Origin of the sequence: Sphingorhabdus rigui (genome assembly GCF_014196595.1) — a bacterium.
GTDB classification, from domain to species: Bacteria; Pseudomonadota; Alphaproteobacteria; order Sphingomonadales; family Sphingomonadaceae; genus Sphingorhabdus_B; species Sphingorhabdus_B rigui.
Window position 1 is genome coordinate 154,085 of record NZ_JACIEA010000001.1, and the last position, 15,446, is coordinate 169,530.

Genomic DNA, 15,446 nt, shown 5'->3' on the forward strand with positions numbered 1-15,446 from the left:
TCCGAATTGAAGCCCCAGTAAACGGCGGCCGTAACTATAACGGTCCTAAGGTAGCGAAATTCCTTGTCGGGTAAGTTCCGACCTGCACGAATGGCGTAACGACTTCCCCACTGTCTCCAGGATATGCTCAGCGAAATTGAATTCTCCGTGAAGATGCGGAGTACCCGCGGTTAGACGGAAAGACCCCGTGCACCTTTACTGCAGCTTCAGAGTGGCATTAGGAAAGAACTGTGTAGAATAGGTGGGAGGCTTTGAAACTTGGGCGCCAGTCCGAGTGGAGCCGAAATGTGAAATACCACCCTGTTGTTTTCTGATGTCTAACCTCGCACCGTTATCCGGTGCAGGGACCCTCTGTGGCGGGTAGTTTGACTGGGGCGGTCGCCTCCTAAAGAGTAACGGAGGCGCGCGATGGTAGGCTCAGGACGGTTGGAAACCGTCTGTTAGAGTGCAATGGCATAAGCCTGCCTGACTGCGAGACTGACGAGTCGAGCAGAGACGAAAGTCGGTCATAGTGATCCGGTGGTCCCTCGTGGAAGGGCCATCGCTCAACGGATAAAAGGTACGCCGGGGATAACAGGCTGATGATTCCCAAGAGCTCATATCGACGGAATCGTTTGGCACCTCGATGTCGGCTCATCACATCCTGGGGCTGGAGCAGGTCCCAAGGGTTTGGCTGTTCGCCAATTAAAGTGGTACGTGAGCTGGGTTCAGAACGTCGCGAGACAGTTTGGTCCCTATCTGCCGTGGGCGTCGAAATTTGAGAGGAGTTGACCCTAGTACGAGAGGACCGGGTTGAACATACCTCTGGTGTACCTGTCGTGGCGCCAGCCGCGCAGCAGGGTAGCTATGTATGGACGGGATAACCGCTGAAAGCATCTAAGCGGGAAGCCTCCCTCGAGATTAGATTTCATCGAGTCGTAGTAGACCACTACGTTGATAGGTTGGGTGTGGAAGCGCAGTAATGCGTGAAGCTAACCAATCCTAATTACTCTTTTCGCGCTTGAAGTCCCATCATCAATGACAGTGCTGGCTTGTTCAGCAACGTCGATGGCGGATAATTAAGTCGCAACCGGATAAAATATTCCCTGCACGGGCATCGATTATAACCCAACTGACACTTATAAGGGTCGTATTGTCTTCGGATATTGCGACCTGTTATGAGCGCCTGCTTCATTGCTTGGTGACCATAGCGTTTGTGACCCACCCGATCCCATCCCGAACTCGGCCGTGAAACCAAACTGCGCCGATGGTACTACCGCTTAAGCGTTGGAAGAGTAGGGCGTCGCCAGGCATTGCAGCCGGCGCTCATTATATAAGTGCATTGGAAGAACCCATTCATAATTCAAAAGGCGGACCGCTGTCGTTTATTCGACGGATGTCCGCCTTTTTTCGTTTTTGCCCCGTTGAAATACAGGGCATTTTGGTGGCGCGGGATGGAGCAGCCCGGTAGCTCGTCAGGCTCATAACCTGAAGGTCGTAGGTTCAAATCCTACTCCCGCAACCAGTAAAACACCCCGCCTTGCGCGGGGTTTTTTATTGGCTGTGGCGAGGGGTGGGTCTTCCAACTATAGTTTTACTAAATGCCCCACACCCCAACCCGGACCATGCTCACCAACCAAGCTGAACGTCGCGGACGTCATGCTTGGTGCTGTTCACAACAGCCCGAGCCAATGGACGCAGGCCAAGCTGGGGTCAGGCCGACTGAGCTGTCTGATCCGCATGAAAGATTAGCACTTGGCTATTTGCCACCAGTATAGCATCGTAATGCGAACTGGAGGGCTAAAATGAAATTTGACAGACGCGGCATGCTTGCTGGAATTGGCGCGCTGCCTCTGGCGTCGGTCGCTGCCAAAGCGTTTGCGCGCGATCCGGTGACTGTTTTCGAGGCCAATTTTGTTACTATGGAACCATCGCTCCCCGAAGCGCGTTTCGTGGCAGTGTCGGGTGGCATAATTCTGGGCCTTGCGGATAGCGTAGCCGCGTTGACACCGTGGACTGCGAACCGTGAGGCGAAGCTTGATCGTAGTTTTGCCGGGAAAACAGTGTTTCCTGGGCTGATCGATCCGCATATTCATCCGATGCAATCGGCCGTGATGCTCAACGTGCCATTTATCGCGCCCGATGACTGGGTGTTGCCGCGCGTTAATTCCGCAGGGGTGCGAACGGCCGCGGGATACCGAGAACGACTGCGCGCTTTGCTGGCCAGTGATGCATCGCACCCTCTAATCACTTGGGGCTACCACGAGTTGTTCCACGGGGCACTCGACCGAAGCATGCTTGATGAATTGGCGCCTGATCGTCCGCTGGTCGTCTGGCAGCGCAGTTTTCACGAGGTTATCGTCAACAGTTCTATGCTCCGCGAATGGGGACTTGCCGATGAAGCCGCGTTCAACGCCGCGCTCGCTGCGACCAAGGCAGATCCGGCCCATTTCAGCTTTAGGCAAGGATTGTTTAGCGAAACGGCGCTTCCGCTGGCACTCGCCAAGATGCGTCCGGTGATCCTTGCCGCAGACAAGCTGAAGGCCGGCATGGCCGACCTGCGCACCTTGATGCTGCGCCACGGCGTCACTACGACCGCGGACATGGCAACTGGCATATTTGCCGGCTTTGATGTCGAGGCAGGGTTGATCCGCAGCGCCTTCGAAGCGTCCGACTGTGCCGCACGGATTGACCTTGTGCCGATGGCTAATGAACTTGATAAGGTCACAGATATTGACGCTTGGTACAAAACCGCGCGCGACCGACTGGAGGGCAATCATCTCCGCGTACCGCGCAGGGTAAAGCTGTTGGCAGACGGGGCGTATTTCGGGCAGAACATGCGCATGAACCCCCCTGGCTATACGGACGGGCACCTTGGTAAATGGATAACCGAACCCGCCGACTTCGCCCGACAGGTGCGGCGCTATTGGGAAGCAGGGTTGAGTCTGCATATTCACGTCAACGGTGATGAAGGCCTTGATGTCGTCCTGAACACGCTTGAGCCGGTCATCACCGGCCTACGCAGCGCGCGACAAACCGTTACCCTTGAACATCTCGGCTATTCGACCGAGGCGCAGAACCGCCGCATCTCCCGCCTGGGATTGTTTGTATCAGGTCAACCCAATTATGTACGTGTGCTAGGTGACGCCTATGCCGCGCACGGTCTTGGCCCCGACCGCGCCGCGACAATGGACCGCTTTGGTTCACTTGAACGTCTTGGGGTTCCACTGGGGCTCCACTCGGACTTCAATATGGCGCCAATCGATCCATTCTACCTTGCATGGATCGCAGCGAGCCGGATCACGCTGGATGGCAACACCCTCGCACCGCAAGAGCGATTGAGCGTTGGCAAGGCGCTCCGCGCAATCACCATTGAGGCAGCGCAAGTCATTGGACGTGACCATGAAATCGGCTCCATTGCAGCAGGCAAACGGGCTGACTTCGCAGTTCTTGACCGAGATCCCCGCAAAATAGGTGCGGCAATGCTACGTCAGACAAAAGTCGAAGCCACTGTGTACGAAGGACGTATCTTTAATGTCTGAGGGTAAACCGTGAGACCGGCGTCCCATTAGGCATTCGGTCGATCCGCGTTCAAGGTCGTCACATTATGCACAATATCGACGAGAGCATTTGTAGAGTAATTAACGCGGTCCGATGAACACCATGCCCCACCCCCTCACTTGGGCCACCCCCACCGACACCGCCGAACTCGCGGACGTTATGTTTGACGCTGTCCGCAACGGGCCGAGTAAATATACCGACGCGCAACGTGCCGCTTGGGTTCCGGAGCGCAGGCGCGGGGTGGAGTGGGAAGCGCGGTTGGCGGCCAAGGATATTGCCATTGGCCGCGATGGGGATCGCATCATCGGGTTTATGAGCATCGAAGGCGGGGGTTATATCGACTTTGCCTTTATCCGGCCCGAGGCACAGGGCAGCGGCCTGTTCCGGCGGTTGTTTGAGTTGGTTGAGGCGCGCGCCCGCGCCGCGAACGAAGCACGGCTTTGGGTGCATGCCAGCCTAATGGCGCAGCCTGCCTTTGCCGCGGTCGGCTTTTCGGTGGTCGAACATCAGATCGTCCAGATCGGTGATCAACAATTTCAACGCGCGATGATGGAAAAGCCGCTCGTTACCGCTGTTTAAGGTCGCCCCTCTGCGATCTCTGCGCCTCTGCGTGCCCGTTATGATGCGGGTTTGTCCGAGCTCCATCCGTCAATGGCCACGCGCCATTTGCCGTCGGTACCGCGCCGGAAAACGTTGATCCCTTTGCCAATGTCGGTTGTGACCGCGCCGGTTTTCTTGTCGGTGTCGGTGGCTTTGTAGGTGTAACGCTCAACGGCCAAATCGCCGGTGACGGTAAAGCCAAGCGACGTCTTTTCCCACTTCGTCTCATAAGCGCCGAAATATCCCCCGACCCATTCGCGCACCGCGGCCTTGCCGATGATTTCTGGCGCGCCGGGTGCCTGAAGAACGACATCGTCGGTCAGGCCCTCCATCAACGTGTCGACATTGTTGCTGTTAATCGCCGCAACATAGCCGCCATGCGCTGCCGCCTCGATCGCCTTGATATCTACGGGTGCAGCGGGCGTTTCACCGCCGGAACAACCGGAAACGAGAAGCAACAGGGCCGGGATCGTGTACAAAGCTTTCATCTTCATTCTCCTCCTTTGGCCGTCGACAGCGCCCATATTCCTGAAGGCGAAGATGTCGCGGCGTACTCCCATATGCGCAATTGTTACGGCACTTTGGCCGCGCACATGCGTCATAAAAACGATATTTATCAGTCGTCTAAATCGCTTATTCGGTAAAGTGAACAATTGTAACGATGGCCCCGAAGGCGCGCGTTGGCTCCGCGGTCGGCTTTTCGGTTGTCGAACATCAGATCGGTGATCAGAAATTCCAGCGCGCGTTGATGGAAAAGCAGCGGGCAGGCTGAAACGCCGACGCCAAAACCGGGCTTCGCAACCGTTTGTCTTGGAATTGGCTCGCGCCAGCGGCAACGGGGGCCTCAGCCTGTCGCCGTTCATCCGGCGGAAAGCTATTTCCGGTCATCTTCATCATATGTAGCGTTACGGCGTGGCTTGTGGGCTGCGCAACAGAATGGAGATTATTTGGGGGCGTCCGACCAACCAACATGCACATCTTTGGGGATGATCCAGACGGACCATATAGATGCGCGCGTTGGCTGATATTTGAAGATGGAGTGCCACATGCGTTTTATTACCCGTTATCCGAAAACCACGCTCGCACTGCTGGGGCTACTTGCAGCGCCAGCATATAGCGGCCTGTCCGCGCAGCAGATGGAAACACAGCAAGAGCCGGCGGAGGCAGGCACGGTCGTCACCGGATCGCCGCCGGCGGACATCACTGGCCTGGCCGCTGGTCCCGACATTAAGGGCATGATTTCCGCCCGCAAGGACGACCGGATTCTGGTCACCGGCCCAGACGGGGCCAAAACCCCTTTGTTCATTACTGAAGCAACCGAGGTGCGCTCAAGCTCGGGCCTTTTTGGCCTTGGCCAAAGCAAGCTGGCTTCTGAATCGCTGTTGAATGGCTTACCTGTGACCGCGAAGACGGTGCAATGGGGCGGCGGCCTGATCGCGACGCAGATCAAGGTGCAGAACAAGGACCTGAAAACCGCGAGCATGATCCGTACCGGCACCGAACAGGGCTTTTCCGAGCAGACCGCCGCGACCGAAGCCTTGCGCAGCCGCGTGGCCGACATTGACCAATATAATGTGAAGGGCACGACCAACGTCTATTTCGACACCGGCAAATGGAACCTGACACCCGCCGCGCAGGCCGATCTGTGTGCTGCCGCGGCGCAGGCGAATGCGACGGAAAACGCATTGATGCTCGTTGTCGGCTATACGGATTCGGTGGGCGATTATGATTATAATCAGGCACTGAGCGAGAAGCGTGCGGCCAAGGTGGTGAACCATTTGCAGCAAGCCTGTGGCTGGAAACCCTATCGCATGTTGACCCCAACCGGCATGGCGGAGGCTGATCCGACGGCGGACAACAACACCGAAGCAGGCAAGGCGCAGAACCGCCGCGTTGCGATCAACATCCTCGTCAGCAAGAGCGTCGACGGATTTTAACGCGCGCAAGCGGTGGGTGCGCGCCTCCCTGCCGCCGCCCCGCCGCGCGCATTGGCTTGCAATGTAGGATTTGGCCTGTCATTTTTGGCGTTCGTCAGCCGCAATCCCATGTGCGCTATGGCGACAAAGGAGACAGGCGTTTCGGCGTCTGTGGTATCTTTTGTCGCGTTAACGGCATGGTACGGCGGAAATCACCCCGTCGTTCGTAGAAAATAACCCGTTCCCCATCGAAGCTGCGGCTTCCCACTTGCCCTTGCCCGCTAGGCATGACAGCAAGGACAAAATGGCAGGGGAGCCCCGAAAATGACACATTATCTGAAGACCATCTTGCTGCTGGGTGCAGCGACCATTCCGGCATCGGCATTTGCGCAAGCTGCTGTTCCGGCCGCCGCTCCGGCCGCTGCGCCTGCTGCCGCGGAAGAAAAGGCACCCAAATGGGATGTCGCAGCGCCCCCCGGCCTGACCGTCCGCCAGATCGCGATTGATACCGACGAGGGTTCGTGGATGAACCTCGACGTCAGCCCCGATGGCCGGACCATTGCGTTCGATCTGCTGGGTGACATCTACACCATGCCCGTCACCGGCGGCACGCCGACCCGCATTGCCGAAGGCTTGCCCTTCGAAACCCAGCCGCGCTTTTCCCCCGATGGAACGCGCATCGCCTTTACCTCCGACCGGGGCGGCGGCGACAATATCTGGATCATGAACCGCGACGGTTCCGACAAACGGCAGATGAGCAAAGAGGATTTCCGCTTGCTCAATCAACCCAGCTGGAGCCCCGATGGCCGCTTCATCGCCGCCAAGAAGCATTTCACCACGGGTCGTTCGCTGGGCACCGGCGAAGTCTGGCTCTACCATGTGTCGGGCGGCGCAGGGGTTCAGCTGGTGAAGAAGCCCAATGAGCAGCATCAGAAGGAATTGGGCGAGCCCATCTTTGCCCCCGATGGCAAGCATATTTATTACACGCGCAACATCACGCCGGGACCCATTTTCCAATATGCGCAGGATTCCAACGGCCAGCTTTTCGACATTGAAAGCTATGAGATTGAGACCGGCAAAACCGAAACCGCCGTGTCCGGTGTCGGTGGTTCGGTGCGCCCAACGCCTTCACCTGATGGCAAGAAAATCGCCTTCGTCCGCCGCGAACGGACCAAGTCAAAACTCTATGTGAAAGATTTGGACACCGGCGAAGAGCGCAAGATTTATGATGCGCTCGACCAAGATGTGCAGGAAACATGGGCCGTCACCGGCGTCTATCCGAATATGGATTGGTCACCCGACAGCAAGACCATTTATTTCTGGGCGGGTGGTAAGATGCGCAAGGTCGATTGGCCGAGCGGTGCATCGAGCGAAATCCCGTTCCGCATTTCCGACACCCGCGATGTCATCGACCCGCCACGTCCGCCGATTGAAGTGGCGCCGGCTTCGTTCCAGACGCATATGCCGCGCGGCGTGGTTACCTCCCCCGATGGCCGGACCGTTTTGTTTGAAACCATGGGTAAGTTGTGGGTCAAGCCTGCGGCAGGCGGGGCGGCAAAGCGTTTAACCACGTCTGACACGGCGATGGAAGCATATCCCACATGGTCGCGCGACGGGAAGACCATCGCCTTTGTGAACTGGACCGATAAGGGTCTTGGCCATATTCAGGTCGTGGGCGCAACGGGCGGCAGGGCGAAAAACGTGACGGCGCAATCTGGCCATTATGCGCGTCCGCGCTTCTCACCAGACGGCAAGACGATCGTGTTTGAAAAGCAGGAAGGCGGCGGCCTAACCTCGCCCACACGTTCGGATCAGCCGGGCATTTACCGCATAGCCACGACAGGCGGCAATGCTGTCCGCGTTACCGAAAGCGGAACCACGCCGCATTTCGCCGCCAGCAATGACCGGATTTTCTATACCGAATCCGGTGCCAACAAACGCCTGCTCGTCAGCGTCGACCTGAATGGTGAAGCCAAGCGCAATCATGCCAGCGGCGAGCTGACGACCATTTATGAAGTATCGCCAGACGGGAACAATTTTGCCTTCCGTCAAAACTACGAAGCATTTGTGATGCCGCTGATGCCGGGCACGCAGGAAGTAACTGCGTCGTCGTCGGGCAGCGCGCTTCCCGTGGTGAAGGTCAGCAATGGCGGTGCCGATTATATGCATTGGAGCCGCAATGGCGATGCATTGCATTGGGCACTTGGGCCGACGCTGTACACCGCTCAAACCAGCACATTCTACCCCAATGGTCCGCTTGCGAAAGACGCCAAGTCCGTCAAGTTTGTGTCACCAAAAGACGGCATCTCGCTTTCGATGACGGTGAAGTCGGACCGTCCAACTGGCCTCGTCGCCTTCACCGGCGCACGGGTCGTGACCATGTCGGACAAGGATGGCGGGATCATCGACAATGCCGTCATCTTGGTGGAAAATGACCGGATCAAAGCCGTCGGCAAGGCGGGAGACTTCCCGATCCCTGTGGGCACAAAGACTGTGGATGTGACCGGAAAGACCATCATTCCGGGTCTTGTCGATGCCCACGCCCATGGTCCGCATGGTGTCGATGAAATGACACCGCAGCAAAACTGGGTAAATATGCTCAACCTCGCAATGGGTATCACCACGCGGCATGATCCATCCAGCAGTGCCGCGACGGTTTTCCCGGCGCTGGAAATGCAGCGCGCTGGCCTCATTGTTGGGCCGCGTTCCTTCTCTACGGGCGAGATTGTGTACGGCGCAAAATCCGCTGATGTGTATGCCGAAATCAATGGCCTTGATGATGCCCTCGCGCATGTCCGGCGGTTGAAGGCGCAAGGTGCGCACAGCGTCAAAAACTATAACCAGCCGCGCCGTGAACAGCGTCAGCAAGTGGTTGCCGCTGCGCTTCAGGAAAATATGCGTTCGGTGGCGGAAGGCGGTTCGCTGTTCGGCATGGACATGAACCTGATTGCCGATGGCAACACCACCGTTGAGCACAATGTGCCGCTCGATATTTTCTACGGCGACGTGCTTCAGTTCTTCTCCAAATCGAAGGTGGGGTACACCCCGACCCTTGTCGTGACCTATGGCGGCCCAGCCGGTGATCCTTATTGGCGCGCACATACCGATGTGTTCCGCCATCCGTTGATGGCCAAGCATTATCCGCCGACCGAGCTTGCGGCGAACAATGCACGCCGCGAGATCGCGCCTGAGGAAGACTATGTCGACGATAACAGCGCGCGTGAGGCACATAAGCTTGCCAAGCTTGGCGTGCCTGTCTCCATCGGTGCGCATGGTCAGGAAGCGGGTATCGCGGCGCATTGGGAACTCTGGTCATTCGTGCGCGGTGGCATGTCGCCAATCGAGGCATTGGCCGCAGGCACAATCGAGTCCGCCCGCTCGCTGGGCTATGACAAGGATGTTGGCTCCATCGCCGCAGGCAAGCTTGCCGACCTCGTCGTTCTCGACGCCGACCCAAGCGCGGATATCCGCAATTCGGACAAGGTCGCCAAGGTTATGATCGGTGGCCGTTTATATGATGCGGCCACGCTGAACGAAGAAGTCACCGGCACACGCAAACGCATGCCTTATTATTGGGAATGAGTTCAGCCGGGTGAACGCAATTTTCTGGCCCGGGCAAATAGTCCCGGGCTGGAAAATGGCTCAAACATCTTGTCCGCGCTTTCGGGATCCAGCGCGGCTGCCGACCTATATTATTCCAAATCACTTCAGGACAAAAAAGCTGACTCCACATCCATGAAAAATGGAGTATGGAACAAAGCATGAACAAAAAGCCGAATCACATACAGCCGACTCTATCGGCTGGTGCGTTTCCATCTGTGCAAGGAATGTGGAAGCAATACCAGTCGGATGCTGCGCAATCATTGCTGCCCATAGGTGCACCTTATGTCGACGAACGGTTGCGCGGTGGCATAGCGCAGGCAGGGCTGCATGAATTTTTTGGTGGCGCAAAAGCCGACTCACATGCCGCCGCTGCCTTTGCGCTTTTGCTGGCATGGCGGCTGCCGGAAAGTGATGCTGGTATCTTCTGGATATCAGGGGACAAGGAACGCCAGACATCGGGTCGTCTCTACCCTTATGGATTGTCGGCAATGGGCGGCGACCCCGCGCGCATGCTGCTGGTCCAGACAGCCGATTTGCGCGATGCCTTGCGGGCTGCAGCGGATGCCATCCGGTCGAAAGCCGCCAGCGCGGTCATATTGGAAACGCACGGCAATGCCCGGTTGGTGGATTTGACCTCGACCCGGCGGCTTGCCTTGGCTGCGGCGGAGACTGGGGTGCTCGCCCTGCTGGTGCGCGGCGATGCGGTGCCGATGCCCAGCGCGGCGCGTACACGCTGGCGGATATGTTCTGCGCCCTCTGCGCCATTGCCGGGAAATGCCCCGGGCCTTCCGACTTTTGACATCAGCCTGCTGCGCCATCGCGGCGGCACGGCTCCTTTTGCGGCAAGAGTGACTTGGGATCATGCAACACGAAGCTTTTTTGACGCGCCGCTATCTGGCGGTCTTTCTGCCATTGTTACCGACACAAAGACTGGTCCGGCATCGCGGCAGCGCGCCTGATGCGCCTTTTGCCATGGTCGAAAAACAACGCGGGGCCATGCGGTTGGCGGCATGTGATCCGGCGGCGCATGCGCTTGGCCTGACCGCAGGAATGGCGCTGGCCGATGCCCGCGCCCGCGTGCCTGATCTGGCGGTCTTTGACCATGACCCTGCGGCGGACCTCAACTTGCTCGGCTGGCTCGCCGATGGGTGTGAGCGTTATACGCCTGCTTGCATGTTAGACCCGCCGCAAGGGTTGTTGCTCGATATTACGGGGTGCGAACATGTGTTTGGGGATGCGGCGCGGCTGGCGAAGGATCTGCACGCGCGGTTCAGCCGTCATGGCCTCAGTTGCCGGATTGCCTTGGGCGGCACCCCCGACAGCGCGCAGGCCAAGGCGAGATATGCGGCGCGCGCCATTTCCGGCGTGCCCGTGGAGGCGCTGGATGGCGGTGACAAGGTGCATAAGGCGCTTCGCCGGGCTGGCTTAAGAAGCATTGGCGATCTGGCTGTCCGCCCGCGTAAGCCGCTGGCGGCGCGTTTTGGCAAGGCGGTTGTGGTGCGGCTGGCCCGCCTGTTGGAAGAGGAAGACCCGCGCATCACCCCGCGCCGTAGCCTGCCCATCATCCATGTTGCGCAGAATTTTGCCGAACCGATTTCGCGCACCAATGATGTGTTGGCGACCATCGAAATGTTGGCAGGCGGCGCGGCGGTTCAGTTGCAAGAACGTGGGCAGGGCGGGCGACGGTTCGAGATATGTCTATTCCGCAGCGATGGCCATGTCGCGCGGCTGGCGGTGGATACTGGCACACCAACGCGCGACGCTGCCCTGCTCATGCGCTTGATACGGGAGCGTATCGACGCGCTGTCCGACCCGCTTGACCCCGGCTTTGGCTACGACCTCATCCGGTTGGAAGTCTCGCTTGCTGAGGTGCTGGCCAATGTTCAAGTTGGGCTGGAGACAAAGATCGACACAGATGCGGCTGCGGCCGCGCTCATCGACCGGCTCAGCGTTCGGTTGGGGGCAGAACGCATACGGCAATTCCACGCGCGGCAAAGCCACATCCCCGAACGCGCAGCGCTTGAGCGTGTCGCGCAATCTGGCGCTTCAAAAGCGGACTGGCCAAAGCCTGTGCCGGGCGAACCGGCGATGCGGCCTTTTCGATTGTTTGAAACGCCGCAGCCGATTGAGGTCACCGCCGGATTTCCAGAAGGCGAACCGCGCAGCTTTCGCTGGCGGCGGCACGTGCACCGCGTCACGCGGGTGGAGGGCCCTGAACGCATCAGCCCGGAATGGTGGCGACATGCGCGCGGCTACGCGCCGGGCAATGGCAGTCTGACGCGCGATTATTACCGTGTTGAGGACAATGAGGGGCGTCGTTTTTGGCTGTTCCGGCGCGGGCTCTATGATGAAATTGAACGACCACTTTGGTATCTCCACGGCATTTTTGCATGAGCTATGCCGAGCTTGCCTGCACCAGCAGCTATTCTTTCTTGCGCGGCGCATCGCCGCCATCGGATTATGTGGCGGAGGGTATCCGGCGCGGGCTGACCGCCATCGGCATTGCTGATCGCAACACCGTCTCTGGCGTCGTGCGCGCGTGGAAGGCTTTGGGCGATGCGCCCGATGAAGCGCGTAGTGCATTGCTGGCGGCCAAGCGCGATGCTGGCGAGCCGGAACAACTGACCGAAGCCGAAAAGGCCGCCTGTGAACCGAATATCCGCTTTTTGGCGGGATCACGGCTGGTGTTTTCGGACGGTACGCCGGACATCATTGCCTATCCCGCCACGCGGCAGGGGTGGGGTAATCTCACCCGGTTGCTGACCGTCGGGAATATGCGCGCGACCAAAGGCAGCTGCATATTGAAGTTCGACGATTTGCGCGACCATCTGGGTGATTTGCTGCTCATCGTCATGCCATATGCGACCGCGGACGCGGAGGAGGCACATAAGAACCCGCCTTTATATGCGTTCAAGGAAAGCGCGAAGCCCATAGCAGCGCCATCGCATCTCAAGCTGGTGTCGACCGCGCCGCAGGATTGGGAAAGCGTGCTGCGCCGCCTTGCGCCTGTGCATGCGGGCAAGCTTTGGCTTGGCGTATCAACGCATCACCGGGGAAAGGATAAACGGCAGCTGGCACGTTATCGGAAGGTGGCGAGTGCTTTTGACGTGCCTTTGCTCGCGACGAACGATCCGCTTTACGCGACCCGCGATCAGCGGCCGCTCCACGATATTGTCACGTGCATCCGCATGGGGACGACCATCCAGAAAGCAGGCTTTGCACTGGAGGCAAATGCCGAGCGGTACATCAAGTCCGCGGACGATATGGCGCAGTTATTCCATGCCTGCCCCGAAGCTGTGGCCGAAACCGAACGCTTTGCTGCACATATTCATTTCGACCTTGAACAGTTGAAATATGAATATCCGCACGAGCCGGTGCCGGGCGGCTGGACCCCCGACGATTGGCTGGCGCATCTGGTGTGGACGGCGGCGCACGAACGCTATGGGGCGGAGCTTCCGGAGAAAATCCGTAAGTCGATTGAAACCGAGCTTGCGTTTATCCGCACCGAAAAATTCGCATATTATTTCCTCACGGTCCATGATCTGGTCAAATTTGCGCGTGATCAAAAGCCGCCGATTTTATGCCAAGGGCGCGGCTCGGCGGCGAACTCTACGGTGTGTTTCCTGCTTGGCGTGACCTCGGTCGATCCGCTTACAAATACGCTTTTATTCTCACGCTTCATTTCGTCCGACCGAAAAGAACCGCCCGATATCGACGTTGATTTCGAACATGAGCGGCGTGAAGAAGTCATTCAATATGTCTATCGGCGCTATGGCCGCCACCGGGCAGCGATTGCAGCGACAATCATCCATTACCGCCCGCGCAGCGCGGTACGCGAAGTGGGGAAGGCTTTGGGCCTGACCGAGGATATCACAACGCGCATGGTCAGCACCGTCTGGGGCAGTTTTGGCAGTGGCCCAGATGAACGGCGGCTGGTTGAGGCAGGGTTTGATCCGGACAATCCCGAAATCGCGCGGCTGAAGGCGTTGTCAGAACAGTTGATAAAATTTCCGCGCCATTTGTCGCAGCATGTCGGCGGGTTTATCCTGACCGAAAACAGGCTCGATGAAACCGTGCCCATCCACAATGGCGCGATGAAAGACCGCAATTTCATTGAGTGGGACAAAGACGATATCGACGCATTGGGGCTGATGAAGGTCGATGTGCTGGCGCTGGGCATGCTGACCTGCATACGCAAGGCCTATGACATGATGCGCGAGCAGGGGATTGGCGATTATGATTTGAAGGTCGACATCGATTCCGATGATCCCAATGTCTATGACATGTTGTGCAGAGGTGAGAGCCTGGGCGTGTTTCAGGTCGAAAGCCGGGCACAAATGAACATGCTGCCGCGCATGAAACCGCGCAGCCTATATGACCTCACGATTCAAGTCGCGATTGTCCGCCCCGGGCCGATCCAAGGCGATATGGTGCATCCTTATTTGCGGCGACGTAATGGGGAGGAAAAGGTTGAATATCCCTCTCCTGCCCCGCCATATCCGCCAGACGAGCTGAAACATGTGCTTGGCAAAACATTAGGTGTGCCATTGTTTCAGGAGCAGGCGATGAACCTGGCCATCACCGCTGCCGAATTCAGCGAGGCCGACGCCAACCGCTTACGCAAGGCGATGGCGACGTTTCGCAATGTCGGCGGGATGGAGCATTTCGAAACGATGATGGTCGAAGGCATGGTGCGGCGCGGCTATGAACGTGACTTTGCCCAGCGCTGTTTCGGCCAAATTAAGGGCTTCGGATCATATGGCTTCCCCGAAAGCCATGCGCTGTCTTTTGCGCGGCTGGTCTATGTGTCGTCGTGGATCAAACATTATCATCCGGCCATTTTTGCCGCCGCCTTACTCAATTCGCAGCCCATGGGCTTTTACGCACCGGCGCAGATTGTCCGCGATGCGCAGGAAAATGGGGTGGAGGTCAGGCCGATAGACGTCAATGCGAGCCATTGGGATAATGCAATCGAGCAAGGCGCGCTGCGATTGGGGATGCGGCAGATCGACGGATTTCGGGCGGTGTGGGCGCACGCCATTGCCCGGTATCGGCCATTTGCATCTATCGAAGATTTGGCGCGCCGTGCCGCGCTGCCACCGGCTGCTATGCACTTGCTTGCCGATGCCGATGCCGTGCGATCATTGGGTTTTGACCGGCGCGAGGGCGCGTGGGAAGCGCGGCGGACGCCTTCGGACGAACTGCCATTGTTCGCTGCGGCCAATGTGCGCGAGCTTGGCGCGGAGGCCGATGCCATGTTGCCAGCGATGCCGGCCAGCGAACATGTCGCGGCGGATTATCAGATGACCCGGCTGTCGCTAAAGGGACACCCGATGCAGTTCCTGCGCGGGATGTTCGCAAGCGAGGGCGTGCTGAGCTGCGCTGAGGCGAATGTCGTCAAGAACGGTAAGCGCGTGCGCGTGGCCGGCGTCGTGCTGGTCCGGCAGCGCCCCGGCAAGGGCAATGCGATTTTCATCACGATTGAGGATGAAAGTGGCGTGACCAACATCTTATTATGGGCGCGGTTGTTCGACCGGCAACGCCGCGCCGTCATGGCGTCACGGTTGATTATTGCCGAGGGCGAAATTCAGCGCAGCAAAGAAGGTGTGGTGCACCTGATGGCGACCAATATTATCGACCGGACCGACGATCTGGCGCGATTGTCCGAGACGCATCAGGCCAATGTCGGGAAACCCAAAATCGACGAATTTGCGCGGCCACATCCCCCGCGCGGCAGCCATCCGCGTGATGTGCGGATCTTGCCCAAGTCCCGCGACTTCCACTGAT

Annotated in this window: 8 protein-coding genes, 1 tRNA gene and 2 rRNA genes (1 of these 11 cut by a window edge); 10 read left to right on the forward strand and 1 reads right to left on the reverse strand. The window is 58.4% G+C overall.

Annotated features, from left to right (window positions below; all coding sequences use genetic code 11):
* The 5 genes from GGR91_RS00755 to GGR91_RS00775 form a co-directional block, all read left to right on the forward strand.
* Positions 1-1,005: ribosomal RNA gene (locus tag GGR91_RS00755) — 23S ribosomal RNA — on the forward strand (it extends 1,787 nt beyond the left edge of the window).
* 171 nt (positions 1,006-1,176) lie between these two features.
* Positions 1,177-1,291: ribosomal RNA gene (gene rrf / locus GGR91_RS00760) — 5S ribosomal RNA — on the forward strand.
* Between the two features lie 136 nt (positions 1,292-1,427).
* Positions 1,428-1,504 (forward strand) — tRNA-Met (locus GGR91_RS00765).
* 280 nt (positions 1,505-1,784) lie between these two features.
* Positions 1,785-3,521, forward strand: coding sequence for an amidohydrolase (locus GGR91_RS00770; RefSeq protein ID WP_183939117.1), 1,737 nt, complete (start codon positions 1,785-1,787; stop codon positions 3,519-3,521).
* Between the two features lie 112 nt (positions 3,522-3,633).
* A complete protein-coding gene (locus tag GGR91_RS00775) occupies positions 3,634-4,119 on the forward strand; it encodes a GNAT family N-acetyltransferase (protein WP_183939119.1) in 486 nt (161 codons plus the stop codon).
* Between the two features lie 38 nt (positions 4,120-4,157).
* Here the strand turns inward: GGR91_RS00775 and GGR91_RS00780 are convergent, their stop codons facing one another.
* Positions 4,158-4,634 carry a YybH family protein gene (locus tag GGR91_RS00780; protein ID WP_183939121.1) on the reverse strand — a complete coding sequence of 159 codons (477 nt, stop codon included), beginning with the start codon at positions 4,632-4,634 and terminating at the stop codon, positions 4,158-4,160.
* Between the two features lie 552 nt (positions 4,635-5,186).
* Here GGR91_RS00780 and GGR91_RS00785 point away from each other — a divergent pair.
* The 5 genes from GGR91_RS00785 (at position 5,187) to GGR91_RS00805 (ending at position 15,445) form a co-directional block, all read left to right on the forward strand.
* The gene (locus tag GGR91_RS00785; protein ID WP_183939123.1) at positions 5,187-6,077 is read left to right on the forward strand and encodes an OmpA family protein; all 891 of its coding nucleotides are present in this window, start codon (positions 5,187-5,189) and stop codon (positions 6,075-6,077) included.
* A 303-nt stretch (positions 6,078-6,380) separates the two neighbouring features.
* The gene (locus GGR91_RS00790; RefSeq protein WP_183939125.1) at positions 6,381-9,638 is read left to right on the forward strand and encodes an amidohydrolase family protein; all 3,258 of its coding nucleotides are present in this window, start codon (positions 6,381-6,383) and stop codon (positions 9,636-9,638) included.
* 179 nt (positions 9,639-9,817) lie between these two features.
* A complete protein-coding gene (locus GGR91_RS00795) occupies positions 9,818-10,618 on the forward strand; it encodes an ImuA family protein (protein WP_221204190.1) in 801 nt (266 codons plus the stop codon).
* The gene (locus GGR91_RS00800) at positions 10,521-12,053 is read left to right on the forward strand and encodes a Y-family DNA polymerase (protein ID WP_183939129.1); all 1,533 of its coding nucleotides are present in this window, start codon (positions 10,521-10,523) and stop codon (positions 12,051-12,053) included. The genes GGR91_RS00795 and GGR91_RS00800 overlap by 98 nt, the downstream gene beginning before the upstream one ends.
* Positions 12,050-15,445 carry an error-prone DNA polymerase gene (locus GGR91_RS00805; RefSeq protein WP_183939132.1) on the forward strand — a complete coding sequence of 1,132 codons (3,396 nt, stop codon included), beginning with the start codon at positions 12,050-12,052 and terminating at the stop codon, positions 15,443-15,445. The genes GGR91_RS00800 and GGR91_RS00805 overlap by 4 nt, the downstream gene beginning before the upstream one ends.
* Position 15,446 lies beyond the last annotated feature (1 nt).

What these genes read in the sequence shown, in the direction of transcription:
- GGR91_RS00805 (WP_183939132.1), top strand. Translation starts at nt 12,050, where the DNA reads ATGAGCTATGCCGAGCTTGCCTGCACCAGCAGCTATTCTTTCTTGCGC.
- GGR91_RS00785 (WP_183939123.1), top strand. Translation starts at nt 5,187, where the DNA reads ATGCGTTTTATTACCCGTTATCCGAAAACCACGCTCGCACTGCTGGGG.
- GGR91_RS00795 (WP_221204190.1), top strand. Translation starts at nt 9,818, where the DNA reads ATGAACAAAAAGCCGAATCACATACAGCCGACTCTATCGGCTGGTGCG.
- GGR91_RS00780 (WP_183939121.1), bottom strand. Translation starts at nt 4,634, where the DNA reads ATGAAGATGAAAGCTTTGTACACGATCCCGGCCCTGTTGCTTCTCGTT.
- GGR91_RS00800 (WP_183939129.1), top strand. Translation starts at nt 10,521, where the DNA reads ATGCAACACGAAGCTTTTTTGACGCGCCGCTATCTGGCGGTCTTTCTG.
- GGR91_RS00790 (WP_183939125.1), top strand. Translation starts at nt 6,381, where the DNA reads ATGACACATTATCTGAAGACCATCTTGCTGCTGGGTGCAGCGACCATT.
- GGR91_RS00770 (WP_183939117.1), top strand. Translation starts at nt 1,785, where the DNA reads ATGAAATTTGACAGACGCGGCATGCTTGCTGGAATTGGCGCGCTGCCT.
- GGR91_RS00775 (WP_183939119.1), top strand. Translation starts at nt 3,634, where the DNA reads ATGAACACCATGCCCCACCCCCTCACTTGGGCCACCCCCACCGACACC.